The following is an 18,243-nucleotide window of genomic DNA, read 5'->3' as shown; positions in this document are numbered from 1 at the left end:
AAAATTTGTCACAGCTCTTTTTCCAAAAATAAACGATTGTGCTAGAAATATATTCTGGCACAACCGTTTTTTCTATTCACAAGTAGACTATTGCCTAATTACTTAAACCAAACACACAACATCTGTTTAATTTTTACTATTTTGATTTTACAGGTGAGCTAAAATGGCTGCGTTTTGGGATAAATAATTGTGGTGCTACTTTAACTAAAATCCCTAATACCACCGCTACATAAATCGCGTTAGCTAAAGCTGAAGCACCGTTAAAGACAAAAGAGTAAAGGTAAGGATTCATTCCTTCTGGTGCATAAGCTCCCCAAACGAACACACCCGCCCAAAAGTGCCAAAACCAGCGAGCTAAAGCGGCAACAACGCCACCTAAAGCAATATAATAAACCGTCATATTGCTATGGGTATGAATAGCGTGTTGAATTTTTTTAGCAAATAATCCCCCAAAACCACCAAAAGCAAAAGCAAAAGGATATTCAAAAATAATTTGTGGCACTGAAACAAAATTTTTCATAGCAGTTCCCACTACGATACTTAATAAGCCCCAAACAAAACCTGCTGTTAATCCTGGAATAAAGCCCCGGCGATAGGAATATAAAACCAGTGGTACCATTCCCAAAGATAAATCAAATGCTGAGTTTGCCGTTTGAATCGGAATAAACGATAGTGCCATCGCCGCAGCAGCTATCACTGTACCTTCCACCCAAACTTGTAATTCCATTTTTTTTGCCATAAAAAAATCCTCCTTTAGAACCGTCACGAAAAAAGCAGACAGCAGGCAAAACGCCGCCGACTTTTATAACAGGACAAAGGAGAAGTATCACTTCAGACTTGTCACAATTCCTACGCTCGAATGATCGATACAGGTACGAAGGGTTTAGTAGTCTACAATCTCAGCCAAAACGGCTCCCCTTTGTGAACGAGTTCTATTTTATTTTTTTAACGGCCTTAGCATAACATATTTTTTATTATTTGTGGAATTTTTAAGATTGAATTTTTCCTTTTTAAGTGAGATTTCTGCTTAATCCACTAACTTTTTAACGAGAATGGCGAATGTTAGGATTAAGCGCAACATATGATTGTTTTAGTATAACGACCGTTCGTGATTTGATCTATTATATCATGTTTCAATTTCTACATATATAGTATTGTTCGTTTTATTCTTTTTTATAACAATGCAAAATCGCTTTGTTGGTTTCTAGAAAGCTTTCGAATACTCCAAATTAAATTTGTGCTGCGGTGATTTCCACTTGAAAAGTTTTCGTGGCCGTAAATTCATACTTTGAACAGCTTGATTGATTTTATTTTGAGAGATATTTTTGAAATTAGATGGCTTTGGAAAATATTCTCTGAGTAATCCATTATGATTTTCGTTAGATCCACGTTCATGAGGTGCACACGGATTAGCATAATAGATTTTGCAGTCAAAAGTGTCTTCAATGAGCCCGATTTCAAACTGATTGACAAACTCGCTGCCACGGTCGCATGTGATTGATTTCACACCGTTTGGATACATTTCTACTAGACGCTTAATTGCTGCCATCATTGATCTACCTGTCTTATTCGGTATCTTAATGGCTACATAATGCCTTGTTTTACGCTCTATGAACGTTGCCAGACACGCTGCGATACCTTGTGCTTAGACACTACAGTATCGGCTTCCCTCAGATACGCTTCTATTTGCCCACGCTCTTCAGCTGATAAATGGTTATACGACATTCCAGGGACTCCTATCTAAAAAAACAAAACCAACAAACAACGTTTCTAGTAAATCACAAGGATTGCTACCGAAAAATCCCTTAATGACAAGACATTCGTAGGTAGACCAATCTCATTTCACAATTTAGGTGCTTGAAATCCTTGCTGCGACAATCACTTAAAATAATCCTCACTTATGTCAACTCAGTCTTAAAACAACAAAATTTCAATCAGTAGCCTGTTCGAATCCATTCTTTTAATGCCTTTATCAAAGTAAATCCGCTAACAATTAGTACAATTCCAATTCCACACCAAAACAACAGTTGGTTTTCACTAAAAGTGATCCACCACCACATAAATAAACAAAATACGGCTGAGAAATACATTAAACGACTAGTTTTTCTTCCCAATGAAATTGCTTTTTCTTTTGATAAATCTCCAAAGGTATTTCCTGAAAGTAATCTTAGCCATTTACCACGACTAAACTGAACGCCGAAAACGATAAACAGAATGGTTAACAAAAAAATCAAAATAGTAATAACTAGATTCATTTATCAAATACCCTTTCTAATAATTTGGTACTCTTATTATAACAAAACATCCAACAGAGAATTGCTGAGTGTTGCACTTTATTCTGCTATTCGGGAATAATATTCCCCACTACTTGGAACAACGACAATTTCTTTTTCTTGCCCATTTACTGGTTTATCCACAGTAAAAACGAAGACTTTTTCATTATTCACAGTTTCTGTACGCCCTGTTAATTCCGCTGCTAATAAATTGTAAGATTTTTCCACAGCTGCTTGAGCAGTTGCAAGGGTTGTGACGGGTACTGTGAATAACTTGGTACTCGCTAAACCATAAGGCGTCATCCGTTGCCCAAATTTACTGGCATCTTGTAACACGGCTGCTGTTTTTTTGGCATCATATTGTACCGTCGCGGATACAAAAGGTACTTGTGCCGCCTTTAGATCTACCTCCCATACACCTTTTTTAACTTGGCGCATCGTCAAAAAGGCCCGTTCATATGTCGTCCAGTTGCGCCCACTTAATTTCACCGTTTGTAAATCGAGCTGTTCAAACTTACCATTCCCAATAATTCCAGTACCTTCTGCATCTGCTAATAACACATTATTTTGTGTTGGCGCAGTGGGATTGAGGGCGTCTTTTATTTGCAGTAAATTAAAGTTCATTTGAAAATCAACTTCTTTATTATCCGCTGTTTTCGCTTTACCGGAAAAAACTCTGTGACTTAAATTATCCGCTGAAAACTTAAGAGGATTTTCAGATGTCACCGTAGTAGTCTCTGTTTTAGCTTGCTCACTAGTCCCATTTTTTTCTTTTGCCTGCTCTTTTGCAATACTAGTAATGGTTTCTTTTGCTTCATCAACTTTCTGACAACCTGTCATACCGATTACTAAAAACAATAAACCAAGTAATTTTATGTATTTATTCATAACAATCCTTTATCCTTTTTAATTTCATTTTAACATATCTCGAAAAGCATAATGAACATGATCAGCTCTCAAGCAGTAAGACTAAATCGGAATAAATTGTTTCTTTAATTTCTTACGATTTTGGCTTATTGCCGTAGAGGGCTTGTTTATTTTGCTAGACACCTCGAAAAGCAAAATGAACGGGGATAACTCTCAAGTGATAAGATGGAATTTTAATAAATTGCTCCCCAAATTTCTTCAAATTTCAGCTTATTGCCGTAGAGAGCTTGTTTATTTTGCTAGACACCTCGAAAAGCATAATGAACGGGGGTAACGCTCAAGCAGTCTTTACAAGAAGTTGTGACGAAAGCGAGCAGCTTCTTTAGAAACAGAAGGTGTGACAAGACTTTTGTCACGCCAGCTCTTTGGGCTACCTTTAAAATATACATCCGCCTGATAAAAAACTCCTACCTAGCTGGAACAATTTGTAAAAGCTAACTTTTTCAAATTACACCATTTCGGTAGGAGTTTTATTTTATTTTGTTGGTTGTTTTGTTTCAAACAATGGACTTACTGGTTTATTTTCATGAATGCGTTTGATGGCTTCTCCCATTAAAGGTCCAACGGAGATTTCATCAATTTTTGCAATGCGACGATCTGCCGGCAAGTTAATTGAATCAGTTACGACACAACGTTCAATCGCTGAATCTTGAATCCGTTGCATTGCTGGGCCAGATAAAACTGGATGTGTACAAGAAGCGTAAACACTTTTCGCACCGGCTTCTTTTAATGCATTTGCAGCTAACGTAATTGTACCCGCTGTATCAATCATGTCATCAATTAAAACGCAAATTTTACCTTCGACATGTCCAATAATGTTCATAACTTCAGCTACATTGGCTTTCGGACGGCGTTTGTCGATAATAGCGATTGGCGCTTTTAAAAATTCCGCTAATTTACGGGCACGAGTTACACCACCGTGGTCAGGGGAAACGACAACGACATCGTCGCCTGAAATTCCTTTTTCTAAGAAATAATTAGCAATTAATGGTGCTCCCATCAAATGATCCACTGGAATATCAAAGAATCCTTGAATTTGAGCCGCATGTAAATCAAGGGTTAAGACGCGGTGTGCACCGGCTTTTTGAATCATATTTGCAACTAATTTTGCAGTAATTGGTTCTCTTGAGCGTGCCTTTCTATCTTGACGCGCATAACCATAATAAGGCATTACCACGTTAATGGTTTTCGCACTAGCACGTTTTAAAGCATCAATCATAATTAATAATTCCATCAAGTTATCATTAACAGGACTTGATGTGGACTGAATGACATAAACGTGTGCACCCCGAATACTTTCTTCAATGTTGACTTGAATTTCGCCATCACTAAATTGGTTTACTGAGCATTTTCCTAATTCGACACCAACCGCCTGCGCGATTTTTTCCGCCAAAGGACGATTTGAATTCAAGGCAAAAATCTTCAATCTTGGATCGAAATAATGATTTGACATGAGAACCTCCGCTTTCTTCTGCAATTAAAACTACTTTGTCTGGTCTTCCTAGTAAATAGTAGACATTTTTGCTTAATAAATCAAGTAGGAAAGTGTTTTCAAAGTGAATTCTATGAGAAAACGACTTAGGAAAATCCAATTTCTTAAGTTAAAAATAAGGCACGATAAAAAATAACCGAACTATACCACTTTTCAATTAAGGATACAGTTCGGTTATTTTCTTTGAAATTTTCAACTAAAATTGAAATTTATTTATGATACGGAAGTTTTTTAGCATAATCTTCTTTGTTGACTTGACGCGCACGGGCAATTCCCATTGCATCTTTTGGTACATCTTGATTAATAGTAGAACCTGCTGCGATAAAAGCACCTTCACCGACATTTACTGGTGCGACTAAATTAGAAGCCGATCCGATAAAGGCATTGTCGCCGACATTGGTGTGGTGTTTGTTTTTACCATCATAATTGACAAACACTACTCCACAACCGACATTAATTTCTTTACCTAAAGTTGCATCCCCTACATACGTCAGGTGACCAACTTTAGTTCCTTCACCCACTTGAGCATTTTTGACTTCTACAAAATTACCGATGTGAGCAGTAGCTTTAATCTCAGCTTTTGGACGTAGATGGGCAAATGGACCAATATCAACATTATCGTGTACCAAACTTTCTTCAATGCAAGATGATTTTACAATAACGTGATCTCCAATCGTACTATCAACAATTTCAGAGCCTGAAGTAATGACACATTCGCTGCCAATAACCGTTTTTCCTTTTAAATAGACGCCCGGTTCGATTACGGTTTCTGCGCCGATTTCAACGCCAGCATCAATATAAGTTGCTTCAGGATTAATAAAGCTTACTCCGTTAACCATATGTTGATGATTGATGCGATTACGCATAATTCGATTCGCCTCAGCTAAAGCAACGCGATCATTTACACCTAGAGATTCATCGAAATCTTCAGTTTGATAAGCGGCAACAATTTTGCCTTCTGATTTTAAAATTTCAATAATATCAGTTAAATAATATTCCCCTTGTGCATTATCTGTATTTAATTTTCCTAATGCGTCAAAAAGCAATTCATTATCAAAACAATATGTGCCGGTATTAATTTCTTTTACCCGTGCTTCTTCTAAAGAGGCATCTTTTTGTTCAACAATTTTTTCCACAATTCCCACATGGTCGCGGATAATGCGACCGTAGCCGGTTGGATTCGGAGCTTGTGCTGTTAAAATCGTAGCACTAGCGTTTTTACCTTGATGGTATTCAAATAAATTATTCAATGTTTCCGCTGTTAAAAGAGGTGTATCCCCACTAATAACGAGGGTCGTTCCCTTTTTGCCTTCTAAAAATTGGGCTGCTTGCATGACGGCATGGCCTGTACCAAGCTGTTCTGCTTGTAATGCATATTCGCTCCGATCACCTAATTGATCTTTTACCATCTCTGCGCCATGACCGACAATTGTAATGATTTCTTGTGGATGGGTTTCTTCCACCCGATTCATAATATGTTCTACCATCGGTTTTCCACAGACTGGGTGTAAAACTTTATATAGTTTTGATTTCATACGTGTGCCTTTACCGGCCGCTAAAATAATTCCGTAACGCGCTGTCATGTATTTCCCTCATTTCAAGTTTTTCGCTTCCGTTTTAGTTTATCCCAATCACCAGCTCATTTCAAGTAAACCAAGGAAAACCCATGTAGACCAATTTCTACAACGCCTTATTTTCCCTGTCTTTAACAGCAGACTTATTTTTTATTAAAAGAAAAATCTTAAATTTTGCCCAAAATAACTTTTTAACGCCTTTACTCTTTTCCCCATTTTCCACAAAAATTTTCGCAAAGAAAACTCCCGCAAAAAAGTTATCCACTGTGGAAAAGTTGCAAAAATGCCTTCAACCAATAGTATTAAGACAGAATTAGCCAAAATTGTTCTGCAAATCTCCTCTAATTTCGACTTGTCTAAACTCAGATAATCCCTGCTAGCTAAAAAAGCCCTGCTCGCCACAAGACGAGTAGGACTTAAAAATTTTAATAGTCAAATTGACGATAGTAGCGACGAATTTCTAGTGGATGACAATTTAATTTTTCCACATGTGCATCAATTCGTTGTGTTACACAATGCATCAACAAGAATGATAATACGCGTCCACGGTATTTTTCACTAATTCCTTCAACCGCGTAGTCTTTTGAATCAATAAATGTATAGTTGCCGCAAATACGTGGTAATAAGTTTTTCACCCGTTCTGCTAATGGACGTTGTTCGTCTTCCCCTAAGAAAAGTGTCACGGGTGTCGTTTCGTCGACAATTTCTAAAGTACCGTGTAAGAATTCTGCTGCGTGAATTGATTTTGAACGCAACCAGCTTTGTTCTTCCCAATAACACATCGCATAAGAGTACACAGCACCCCATTGATTGCCGGCACCAATAAAGTAATGCATTGCGTCATGACGGTGTTTTTCCGCAAATGCTAAACCAAATGCATCGGCTTGTTTTTCTGCTTCCACTAAGCCCTTAGCTAAATGGGCATCTAGTTCTTGATAATAATCTTCGTAATCGTCAAATTCACTATTATTTTTCATCAAGCGATCTGCTACCATAAAGAATTTGATTTGTTCTGTTCCTGGGGCTGGATAAGTGATGACATGATCACATTTTTCTGCTAATGGGCTGTGTTTTGTGTCAATAAAACCGATTAAAGTTGCCCCTACTGTTTTAATTTCATCCACCGCTTTAACTACTTCTTGTGTTGTGCCAGTCACAGAAGATAAAATGACAATTGAATCTTTGGTTAAGCGTTTGTTGCCAGTTGTATAGTATTCTGCTGCATGTTGCACATAAGCAGGCAAATTACTTTTACCATTGATATAAGTTACAGCTTGCATTGCAGACGCATAAGTTCCGCCAATTCCTAAATAATAAATATTGTCAAAACCTTTTTCCCATACGCTGTCGATAATTTTTTCTACTTCTGGGCGTAAGTCTAATGCACCTTGAATGTCATCAATTTGTTTTTGTTCGTTGAATTTTAACATTTTTCCACCTCTATTATTTACTTTTACACTTTACTTTTTAGTACTTGATCAAAATCATCAAAAATCCGTTGGCTTAAATCAATCCCTTTAGCTGTCGCAATCTTATAAGCTAAAATTTGAAATGGAATGACTAGGATTAAAGCTGTTACCAATTCATCACAATCTATAGCCAGACCTAACTCTGTTTCATCTTTTGCCTTAGCAGTCGTAACCGTCAGACTTTGACCTACATAAGCACGCATATAATTTTTTAGTGCTTGTGAGCGCGCTTCGTTGCTACTGTTTGTTTCAATAAAGAATAAAGTGTGCTCACTATTAGCTTCTAAATAAGGACCATGCATGTAGGCTTCTAATTCAAAACCTTGCGAAGGTTTGCGGACCGTTTCAGTAAATTTTGTTTCAAATTCCTTTGCAGTTCCCCAGTTTGGACCATAGCCAATGGCGATAAAGCGAGTTCCGAGTTTAAAAACTGCTTCGTAAACTGTAAAGAAATTGTTCGTTTTTTCAATCGTCTCAGGAATGGCTGTAATCACTTTTTTAAGCTGGTCTTGGTAATAATCCAACTGCGTTTGCGTTAGAGTTTGTTTATTGTGACCAATCGTTAACCCTAGTAAAAATAGTTGAAGTACAGTGGCGACGTACCCTTTTGTCACAAAACCAACTTTTTCAATTCCCATTTCAAGATCGATTACTTCATCTACCACCGTTGCAATCGGGCTAGTAACATCACTAGTTAAAGCTAATGTAAAGAGTCCTTCTTTTTTTAATTTTGCTACAGCGTCAATTGTAGATGCACTCTTGCCACTTTGAGAAACTGCTAAAACAGCATCCACGCTATTTGAAATGCGACCATAGTGGTTGAAGTTATATGGTTCTTCAATCGTAATTGCGATATCGGCAAATTTTTCTAAAGTAACTTTAGCTGCTAAGCAGGCGTTGTAAGAAGAACCTGTAGCCAAAATTAACAGATTGTCGATTTTTTCAAAACCTAAAACTTTTTTTAAAGAAAAATTCGCTAAAATATTTTGCAATGTCGCTTCTTCTTCGTTGATGTAATCCAACATTGTTTCCATCCATTACACCTCCTAGAAAATGCCTACTAATGAACCTAAGATTCCTACCACAGCTAAGCCTAAAAGAATCGTTAATGGCTTCACTTCTTTTTTCAATAGATAGAATACTGCGCCAAAAACACCTAAGCACAAAATTTTCGGTACAATATCATCAAAAATACTTTGGACGGTGACGGCATTTTCACCTGAACCGATTTTCATTGGCAAATTAATATCGATCATCGTTGCAGTCATGCCGCCAACTACCATCAATCCAATAATGGAAGCCCCTAAAGTTAAACTTTCCATCATTCCATTTTCTTGAATTTTCTTTAGAAAGCCCGTCCCTAATTTATAACCCCAGCTAGTTGCCAAATAGCGGAATAAAATATGCGGAATATTGAAAATCAACAAGAATAAAATCGGACCTAAAATATTTCCTTGTAATGCTAGAGAAGTTCCTACACCTGTGGCAATCAGACGTAATGTGCCCCAGAAAAATGAATCCCCAATCCCAGCTAAAGGTCCCATTAATGATGTTTTAATACTGTCAATTGCTGAAGTATCAAAATCAGGATCATTGACATTTTCTTCTTCCATTGCCGCATTAATCCCCAAAATTAACGTCACAATATGTGGGGTCGTATTGAAAAACTCTAAATGACGTTTCAGCGCATCGGCCATTTGCTCTTTAGTTTGATATAATTTTTTTAAAATCGGAATCATCGCGTAAGCATACGCCATATTCATCTGACGTTCATAGTTCCATGAAAACTCCATTTGAAACGAGCGCCAAAATACTTTGCTTAAATCTTTTTTAGTGATTTTTAAATCGGTATTAGAAGTCTTCGTCATCATCAACTACCTCCCCTGTAGTGGCTTGAACTTGTGGACCTTGGTTGCTACGCACATTCATCAAATTGACTACGACAACTGCAACAATCGCACCAAAAATGGCAATACCTGTCACAGGAATTTCTAAATAAGCTGCTAATGCAAAACCTAAGAAGAAGTAGGGTGCCACTTTTTTATTAATTAATAAACGAGCTAACATTGCAAAACCTAGGGCTGGAATTAAACCAGTTGCAACGGATAAACCATGTTGGACAAATTCTGGAATCATCGCCAGTAAATTCCCAATTGTTTTACTTCCTACCATAAAGGAAATCATCACGATTAATCCAAGCATTAAAGATAAACCAAAACCTGCGCATAAATGCATTCGCTCAACGCCTTTATAATTTCCTTCAGCAGCATAATCATCGGCTTTGTGGTTCATAATTGGAATTAAAAGTCCCAAGTAAATATTTTTCAAAATCAAAGTTAATGTTGCAATCGGTAAACCAAGTAATAATGCAGTTTCTGTCCCTGCTCCTGCGGTAATTGCAAAAGCCGTTCCTAAGATACCACCGGTCACAACATCAGGTGGAATAGAAGCCCCCACTGAAAATGAACCAATAAATGCTAATTCAAGAGTCGCCCCCATAATAATGCCGGTCTTTACATCCCCTAAAACGATGCCGGTAAATAATCCAGTCACAATTGGTCGGGACAAAAGTGAAGTCCCTAATGCATATTCTGATTGTGCAATAAAAGCGACAATGCCTAATAAAATTGCTTGGACAATCATGTTTTCACTACCTTTCTTTTACAAAACTTCTGTAACGTTCACCTTTTTGTCATTTGGTACTTGGCGAATTTCGACTTCTACACCTTGGGCGACTAATTTTTTCAAAAGCTCTTCTTCTTCAGGCAATACGTTGACTGCTTTGCCAATACTGCGGGTTCCTTCTTTGACCTTAGTTCCCCCTAAATTAATTTTTTTAATCTCAGGATAAGCTTCGGCTAATTTGTAAGCATCGCCAATTGATTCAACTACAATGAATAGCTTGTATTTATCGGTCACACCGCTTTGTAAAGCGGCAATAGAATCAGCAATATTTTTAATTACCAATTTCACGCCTTGTGGCTTAGCTAATTTAATCGTTGTTTTACGAACCTCATTATTTGGCACATCATCATTAGCAATTAAAATACAATCTGCTCCTAAACTTTGGGTCCAAGAAAAAGCAACTTGGCCGTGTAATAAGCGGTGGTCAACGCGAGTTAAAATAATCATCTTTCTTCTCTCCTCTTTAAAAATCTTCTTCTACTACTGTCGTTTGATACGTTAAATTACAAAACTGAATAGCTTCTTTTGAGCTGTCTAAAACACTCGTAATCGTTGTTTTTAATTCCGGTACAACGGTAAACTGCGTTGCAAATTCAATTAGAAATGGTAAATTCATCCCGGCTACTAAGTAAAAATGCTCGCGATTAATGTAGCGTAAGAATTCGTTATTCACACTACCACCAAACAAGTCTGTCACGACGACGACTTCTGCACCTTCATTTTGCTGCATTAGTTCATCGACAGCTTTTGTCAAATCGAAGTCTTCTGTTATGTAACAATCTAAAGTCGTTATATTGTCATTCTTGCCACAGATTAATTCCAACGAGCTTAAAATACCCGAAGCAAATTTTCCGTGGGAAGCTAAAATCATTTTTCTTTCCATTTCCTTCACCTCATTTCCTACACTAAAATAAAAGCAAGTTGCGTGCCAACTTTAGTGGCAACAACTTGCTTTTATTAAAAATCTTCATCAATTGGCGTATTGTCAACCTTTTGATAAACAATGTCATAAATGTAAGCAATTTCTGAATCAGGGATTTTGACACTGTAATCGTTTTCTATGACACTAAATGCATTCTTAATGGCAACCAAGGCTGGTTTTTGACACTGGTATAATGTTTCATAACCAGCATAGGTATCAATCGGAATATTGCGAATGAGGCGCTCAATTAAACAACTGACATGAACATACAGCGCTAATTTTTTAGCATTACTAATAACGACCCCACTATTGGCTTCTAGTTCCCGCATAAAAATTTCGATTTCTCCCATTACTTTTTCGGTATCTAAAATCGTCACAGAATCAATGACTTTTTCTAAAGAGAAATTACGAATGACGTTTGTATTAAACGTTGCATTTTCTAGCGGGGTTAAACAAGTACTTAACCATTCGGATAATAGCTGATTTTCATCACCAGAAATTAATTCTTCTAAAGATAGATAAGGAATATCTGCAATCTCTGGGTCAGAAGTTCCGATAATACCTAAAACATCATACATCGAAAAAATCGTCTCATTTTTCTTTTGTTCTTTTAACACATCGTACTCATAAGGAAAAATTTTCAGTTCTACAGAAGCCGGCAGACTTTTTTCTAACAATTGACTAATATGGGTAGCCGTGCCAATTCCAGTTAAACAAGTAGTAATTAAGGCTTTCATTTTATTTTCTGCTGGATAGATGATTTCCCAATCCAGTGGTGTCTGTTGGGCCGCAGTTTCAATCATTTCTGCTAATGGCGCGGCCTTTTGTAAGTTTTCCCCGACGGAAATTGCCAAAGGCGTTGTGACATTATTCATAATGACAACAGGGGCGGTAATTTGTTTAGGGAAAAATTGATAAATTTCTTTTAATGAACCCATATCCACTAAAATGACTAAACCATTGGAAACATCATGATTCTCACTGTAATCCAAAATTTCTTCGGCAATTTGTTGGGGAGTGACATCTAGTGGCATATCAAAAGAAGCAAAGATATCTTTTGCTAAAAATCGATTGGCAACGTTGGCGATACTACTGGCCGTGGCATAACCATGGGCCACAATAATACCTCTAGGGATACCCAATTCTTTTTGCCAATCTGCCCGATTTAAATAAATTGTCAGCAAAATACAGTCCATCTCTGAAATCTCCAAATCCAATTTTGGTTGGCACAATTCCAAAAGCCGTTTGACGTATTGGTAGCTGGCTGCGTATTTGGTTGCTACTTGTTGTTCTAACTCTTTAATTAACCCTAAAATTGCCACATCTTCTGGGTACCACTTGCCTGCCCCTCGTTGGAACAAATAGTAACTAATCGCGTACACCGCATTGCCGTTAAATTTGATTTGATAGGCACTTTCCATTTGTTTAAAAGTATCTCTAATATATTGGGTTAAATAAATCAGCATCTCTTGTTTTTGCTGGCGATCAGTTTCAAAAAGTAAAAAATCAAATAGTGTTTCAACTTCTTGTTTTAATTGCTCTTCACAAGCTGTCAATTGCTGCTGTTTAGAAAACTCGGTGATAATCCGGTCAAAAGTTGCAATCACCCGTTGTTGTTGGGGATGATTTTTTTCTAAAAGTTGGGTAATCGTAGTATTTTCCGTGATTACTGTATCTTTTTGAATAACAGTTTGAAGATTTTCTGTTGCCGGTAATAGTAATTTTTCCGGTAATTGATAAATTGTCACTTTAATTTCTGCGGCTTGCTTTTGTTCGGCAAAAGCTTTTGCTACGGTGACCTTGACCGTATTCTTTAACTCCCCAATATTGCCTTTAAAGCTACTACTGGTAAGCAAAGTTAAGACTTGACCGCTGACTTTTAGTGGTCGTTTGATTTTTCTTACTTCACTTAATAAAAATGAATAAACCAATTCCAAGCGCTCATTGCGACTGCGGGCATTAATTGGTGGCAGTGTCACTTGAATGGGAATGCGCCGCATAAAAGTCGTTAAAAAACTACTTTCCAAATCTTCTGTCGTGGCAAAAAACAAGCGCGTTTTCACTTTAACCGGCTGATTTGTAGCTCCCATGGGATAAATGATACCTTGATCCAGATAAGTAAAGAGCTTTTCTTGTCCTTCTGCATTCAAACGATGTACCTCATCTAAAAATAAAATCCCCCCATCTGCCGCTTCAAAAGCACCAATTTTATCACTGTCAGCACCAGTGTAAGCTCCTTTTACATGACCAAATAAATTACTCGTTAAAAGTTCTGGATTATTAGCATATTGAGCGCAATTTAGCGTAATTAGCGGTGCATCTTCTTTAATTAATTCATTTTCTAAACAATATTTATGAATTAGACGAACTAAAAAACTTTTACCTGTGCCGCTTTCACCGGTAATTAAAGTCGGTAAACCATTGTCAGGGTAATAAAGTGCGGTTTTGATCTGTTCAACAGCCCGACTTAAACTTTTATCATGACCGATTAAAAGCGAAAATAAATCTTTTTGTTGTTCAAAGAGCGGTTGCTCTTTTAAAATTTCTTCACTACTTTGGTAAAAATTATTCCGCAACAAGAAAAATTCTTTTTCAAAAGCTTCTTTATGAAAATAATAAACCGGTCGCGAATTAATTTTCACTAAAATTCCCGCTTCATTTAATTGATTTAAATAGTGGCTAATCGTATTACGTTTTACCGCAAAAATTTCGGCTAGTTTTTGGGCAGTAAAAACTTCACTTAAATGGTGAAGATCAATAAAAGCCGTCTGATTTTCTAAATATGTTACCAATTCTTCTTTCATTATTATCCCCACTTATTTTCTTTACTGTTGTTTTAAACGTTTTCAGTTTTAGCCACAATGTACCACAAAAAAAGACAGAAACTTAACTAGTTTCCGCCTTTTTTTAGTGAATATTAATAAAACGATATATAATGTTATGCAACTTCTCTATTCATTAAAAAATTGCAATAGTACGTCATAGACATCTTCTTTTTGATACTCGTTTAATACTTCATGTTTCATCCCTGGCATCTCGACACTCTTAACATTGTGATAACCTATTTTATTTAGCGTAGCGATGGTATCGGCTAACCCTTTTTTACCACCTGTAATTTTTACATCTTCTGCACCCACCACACTTAGAATCGGCAATTGCGTATTTTGACATTGAAAAGCAGGGTAGTTTTTTAGCTGATAGTCCCCTTCCCAAATCGTCAGTAGGCTACGCACCGGATAAATCGGCACCATTTTTTCATCTTGTTGGCACTGTAAATTATTCACCGGATTATTACTTAGCCAATCATGCTCTACCCCCATATTGCCAGAAAGCCAGTTTAATAATTTATTTTGTTTATCTTTTTCATTAAAGCGTAAAAATAGCTTACCCGCCACAATCCCTAAAGGAACAACGGGAACGTAATTTGCGGTCCCCGTTAATGCCACTTTAGCAATACGCGCATCATTTTTTTGTAAATAATTACGCGCAATGATCGAACCAAAAGAATGACCAAACAAATAGAGCGGTAAGTTAGGATATTTGGTTTGAATAAAGTCACTAATAATTTCTTGATCTTTAATTAACACAGGAAAACTTGCCATAATACCAAAAGGATCTGCCTTAGAAGTTGATTCACCATGACCGCGATTGTCGGATAAAATCACGACAAAATGATGCGCTGCCAAAAATTTAGCAAAAGGCAAATAACGTTCCTTATACTCCAACGCACCATGAATAATTTGAATAATCGCTTTTGGCTTTGCTGCTGTCAAAACAATTAAATCCAGCTTCGTTCCGTTATCGGTATTAATTTTATAGTACTCCATTTAAAAGCCAACTTTCTGTAGGTTAGTTATTTAAACTATACAAATAAAGTCTACTTTTGCCAAGCTGATAATATGAAAAGCTAAATGAACTCGCCCAGCTCTCAAGTAATAAGACGAAATCGGAATAAATTGTCTCTTTAATTTCTTACGATTTTGGCTTATTACCGTAGAGAGTTCGTTCATTTTGCTAGACACCGAGAAAAGCTAAACAAACGTGGGTAACTCTCAAGTAATAAGACGAAATCTTGATAAATTGCTCCTAAAATTCCTTCAAATTTTAGCTTATTAGCGTAGAGCGCTAATTCTTAAAGTTTAAGGATAACGGGCAATTAATACGTGCTATAAAAAATAAAAAGAGGTTATGACAAGTATTTTGTCACAACCCCTTAGCTTAGGCAGTAAAATAATTCCCTGGTACAACTGAAATCGTTTTGGTTTTCGTATCAACATCTTCGACATAAAGTAAAGATGTGTAGTCTTTAATCGCTTTAATGCCTTTAAATTTCGTTTCTGCAAATACAGTGACGCCGACGAGTTCACATTCAAATTCTTCAATCAAACTCTTCATTCCGTTCACCGTTCCGCCGCCTTTCATGAAATCATCCACCACTAACACACGAGAGCCTCGTTTTAAGCTCCGTTTTGATAATTCCATTTTTTCAATTCGTTCTGACGAGCCGGAAACATAATTCACGCTGACTGTTGAGCCTTCTGTAATTTTAGAATCCCGTCGCACAATGACAAATGGCACGTTTAAATAAGAAGAAACTGCCTGGGCAATCGGTACTCCTTTAGTTGCTACTGTCATTACAGCATCAATTTTTTGCCCCAAATATTTCGAAGCAATAATGCGTCCTACTTGGCGTAATAATTCTGGTTCGCCCAGTAAATCAGATAAATATACATAGCCTCCTGGCAATAAACGATCTTGTTCAGACAAACGTTCTGCCAAATCGGTAATATATTTTTTAGCATCTTCATAAGGAATTTCTGGGACAAATAAAACACCGCCAGCAGCGCCTGGAATAGTATCTAAAATTCCAGTTCCCCGCTCTTTAAATGTTTTTTTAACGATAGCTAGATCTTCACTAATAGAAGATTTAGCTGATTCGTAACGTTTCGCAAAAAAAGTTAAAGGAATCAACTCGTGGGGATGTTCCAATAAATAATGCGTCATATCGATTAATCGTTCACTACGACGTACTTTCACACTGTTCACTCTCCTGATAAATTTCTCGCCTTATTATAAGGGCTTATTCTAAAAAAAGCGAGCATTAACTGAAAAAAAGACAAAATAGTTCGTGAAACGTGAACGCTTTCTTGTCAAAATTCTAAAATAGTGCGGTTAATTTCCAACAATTCAAAATAATTTTAGCTAGTGAAGGAAACAAGTTTTTTTAAGCAAAAAAAAATCAGAAAATCATAATGACTTTCTGATTCTTCTTATAAAATCAAATCAATTTACTAGTGTGAAACTTTTTTATTTTTGGAACGTTGCAGCGCTACAACGAGTCTTTTTACTATGTTTACCACTAAAAATAGACCGATAAAAACTAATGTAATCGTAGCTCCTGGTGGGGTATCTAAATAAAAAGAACTCGTTAAACCACTTAGCATACCAAATAACCCCACAAAAGTTGCAATCCAGATTACCACGTCAAAACTTTTGCCTAAACGCATGGAAATCGCCGCTGGTAAAACCATAATTGCCGAAATCAGTAATGCTCCTGCAATTGGAATCATCACTGCAATGGCAACCCCAGTTAAAACATTAAAAGCCATCGACATTAAATGAACTGGCAAACCATCCACATGAGCCGTATCCTCATCAAAAGTTAACACGTACATCGGACGTTTGAATAAAGCAAACAACACTCTAACGATTACAAATAAAACGCCTAAGAAAATCACTTGACCTGAAGTAATCGTGACAATAGAACCAAAGAGATACGACTGAATACTAGTAGCGGAGTTGCCACCAGATAAATTCATTAAAACTAAAGCTAACGCGAGTCCCCCAGCCATTAAAATGGCAATGGAAATTTCTGAATACGTGCGATACATCGACCGTAAATATTCTAATAAAATCGCCGCTACGACTACGACTAACATCGTCGTTAGATTGGGATTTAAATTTAAGAAAAAACCTAACGCCACACCAGCTAATGAAACATGAGAAAGTGTATCTGCCATTAAGGACTGCCGGCGGATCACTAGAAAAACGCCCAGCATGGGAGCAATACCGGCAATAAAAATTGCCGCTAAAATCGCCCTTTGCATAAATTCATAATTTAGTAAGCTCAAAATAAAATCTCCTTTTTACAGCTACGCCAACTATTTTTAAACATATTTTTGCCACTAAAAGTTACCTTACTAGCGATCAATATGGAAACAACGCCACGGCGAATCTTCTTTGCGCACTAAACGAATTTGACGATCCGCATATTGTTTAATATCTTCGTGATCATGGGTAATCATTAAAATCGCCTTATCGTGTTGATGGGCACTATGACGTAGCAAACGATAAAATTCATTGCGCGACTGTTCGTCCATACCAGTTGTCGGTTCATCTAAAATAAATAAATCCGGATCTGTCGCAAAAATACGAGCCAAGCTGATCCGCTGTTTTTGTCCACCCGACAGCTCCCCGATTTTTTTATGTCGCATTTCCCACATACCAACAGCCTCTAGAGCTTTTTGCACATGTTCATGATCTTTTTTGGTCAGACGCTTAAACCAACGCCCCCGCGGATAACGGCCCGAACGCACCAATTCTTCCACTGTACTAGGAAAACCGGCATTAAAAGAAGCAACTTGCTGGGGAATGTAACCAATGCTAATTTTTTCTCCCTTAGCATTTTCTTTTGCCAGCATAACTTCTCCTTTACTCGGTTTCAAAAGTCCTAAAGTGGCTTTAATTAAAGTAGATTTGGCTGCTCCGTTTTCACCAGTTAAAATGACAAACTCGCCATCGTTGACTTGGTAGGAAATATCTTCTAAAACTGGTTCATCATCATAATAAAAAGTTAAATCTTTAACATCAATATAGCGCAAAGCCTGCGCCTCCTCTTTTT

The 18,243-nt window shown here is 37.0% G+C and carries 16 protein-coding genes, 1 pseudogene and 1 riboswitch; all 17 genes and pseudogenes read right to left on the bottom strand.

Annotation, left to right across the window (positions count from 1 at the left end):
• Window positions 1–136 precede the first annotated feature (136 nt).
• The 17 genes and pseudogenes from thiT to IGI65_RS03690 all read right to left on the bottom strand — a co-directional run bounded on the left by thiT (window position 137) and on the right by IGI65_RS03690 (window position 18,223).
• Window positions 137–739, bottom strand: a complete 603-nt coding sequence (thiT, locus tag IGI65_RS03770) for an energy-coupled thiamine transporter ThiT (RefSeq protein ID WP_095006057.1) — start codon at window positions 737–739, stop codon at window positions 137–139.
• Between the two features lie 90 nt (window positions 740–829).
• Window positions 830–929, bottom strand: a riboswitch (TPP riboswitch).
• 275 nt (window positions 930–1,204) lie between these two features.
• Window positions 1,205–1,668: pseudogene (locus IGI65_RS03765) on the bottom strand (IS30 family transposase); the annotation flags it as partial.
• 266 nt (window positions 1,669–1,934) lie between these two features.
• The gene (locus tag IGI65_RS03760) at window positions 1,935–2,255 is read right to left on the bottom strand and encodes a hypothetical protein (protein WP_438773279.1); all 321 of its coding nucleotides are present in this window, start codon (window positions 2,253–2,255) and stop codon (window positions 1,935–1,937) included.
• Window positions 2,256–2,333: 78 nt separating this feature from the next.
• A complete protein-coding gene (locus IGI65_RS03755; RefSeq protein ID WP_438773278.1) occupies window positions 2,334–3,161 on the bottom strand; it encodes a hypothetical protein in 828 nt (275 codons plus the stop codon).
• Window positions 3,162–3,675: 514 nt separating this feature from the next.
• On the bottom strand, window positions 3,676–4,653 hold the full coding sequence (locus IGI65_RS03750; RefSeq protein WP_438773277.1) for a ribose-phosphate diphosphokinase: 978 nt from the start codon (window positions 4,651–4,653) through the stop codon (window positions 3,676–3,678).
• 248 nt (window positions 4,654–4,901) lie between these two features.
• Window positions 4,902–6,275, bottom strand: a complete 1,374-nt coding sequence (glmU, locus tag IGI65_RS03745; RefSeq protein WP_412256768.1) for a bifunctional UDP-N-acetylglucosamine diphosphorylase/glucosamine-1-phosphate N-acetyltransferase GlmU — start codon at window positions 6,273–6,275, stop codon at window positions 4,902–4,904.
• A 416-nt stretch (window positions 6,276–6,691) separates the two neighbouring features.
• Entirely contained in the window at window positions 6,692–7,696 is a 1,005-nt protein-coding gene (locus IGI65_RS03740; protein ID WP_438773276.1) for an SIS domain-containing protein, read from the bottom strand.
• Window positions 7,697–7,719: 23 nt separating this feature from the next.
• The gene (locus tag IGI65_RS03735; RefSeq protein ID WP_438773275.1) at window positions 7,720–8,769 is read right to left on the bottom strand and encodes an SIS domain-containing protein; all 1,050 of its coding nucleotides are present in this window, start codon (window positions 8,767–8,769) and stop codon (window positions 7,720–7,722) included.
• Between the two features lie 12 nt (window positions 8,770–8,781).
• Complete coding sequence (locus IGI65_RS03730) at window positions 8,782–9,603, bottom strand: PTS system mannose/fructose/sorbose family transporter subunit IID (protein ID WP_016173090.1); 822 nt, start codon at window positions 9,601–9,603, stop codon at window positions 8,782–8,784.
• Window positions 9,587–10,378, bottom strand: a complete 792-nt coding sequence (locus tag IGI65_RS03725; RefSeq protein WP_071865210.1) for a PTS mannose/fructose/sorbose/N-acetylgalactosamine transporter subunit IIC — start codon at window positions 10,376–10,378, stop codon at window positions 9,587–9,589. The genes IGI65_RS03730 and IGI65_RS03725 overlap by 17 nt, the downstream gene beginning before the upstream one ends.
• A gap of 18 nt (window positions 10,379–10,396) precedes the next feature.
• A complete protein-coding gene (locus tag IGI65_RS03720; protein ID WP_071865211.1) occupies window positions 10,397–10,867 on the bottom strand; it encodes a PTS sugar transporter subunit IIB in 471 nt (156 codons plus the stop codon).
• 16 nt (window positions 10,868–10,883) lie between these two features.
• Window positions 10,884–11,303, bottom strand: a complete 420-nt coding sequence (locus IGI65_RS03715; protein ID WP_071865212.1) for a PTS sugar transporter subunit IIA — start codon at window positions 11,301–11,303, stop codon at window positions 10,884–10,886.
• A gap of 74 nt (window positions 11,304–11,377) precedes the next feature.
• Complete coding sequence (locus IGI65_RS03710) at window positions 11,378–14,146, bottom strand: sigma 54-interacting transcriptional regulator (protein WP_438773274.1); 2,769 nt, start codon at window positions 14,144–14,146, stop codon at window positions 11,378–11,380.
• A 147-nt stretch (window positions 14,147–14,293) separates the two neighbouring features.
• Complete coding sequence (locus IGI65_RS03705) at window positions 14,294–15,169, bottom strand: alpha/beta fold hydrolase (RefSeq protein WP_438773273.1); 876 nt, start codon at window positions 15,167–15,169, stop codon at window positions 14,294–14,296.
• 391 nt (window positions 15,170–15,560) lie between these two features.
• Window positions 15,561–16,379 carry a pur operon repressor gene (purR, locus tag IGI65_RS03700; RefSeq protein WP_016173096.1) on the bottom strand — a complete coding sequence of 273 codons (819 nt, stop codon included), beginning with the start codon at window positions 16,377–16,379 and terminating at the stop codon, window positions 15,561–15,563.
• A gap of 254 nt (window positions 16,380–16,633) precedes the next feature.
• Window positions 16,634–17,473 (bottom strand): metal ABC transporter permease, encoded by an 840-nt coding sequence (locus IGI65_RS03695; protein WP_071865763.1) that lies wholly within the window; start codon window positions 17,471–17,473, stop codon window positions 16,634–16,636.
• Window positions 17,474–17,542: 69 nt separating this feature from the next.
• Window positions 17,543–18,223: a metal ABC transporter ATP-binding protein gene (locus IGI65_RS03690; RefSeq protein ID WP_071865764.1), complete on the bottom strand. Its 681-nt coding sequence runs from the start codon at window positions 18,221–18,223 to the stop codon at window positions 17,543–17,545.
• Window positions 18,224–18,243 lie beyond the last annotated feature (20 nt).

This window comes from Enterococcus sp. DIV0755b, assembly GCF_051713765.1.
Classification (GTDB): Bacteria; Bacillota; Bacilli; order Lactobacillales; family Enterococcaceae; genus Enterococcus_C; species Enterococcus_C canintestini.
Note: the sequence above shows the minus strand (reverse complement) of the source record. Positions and strands in the feature narration are given on the sequence as shown.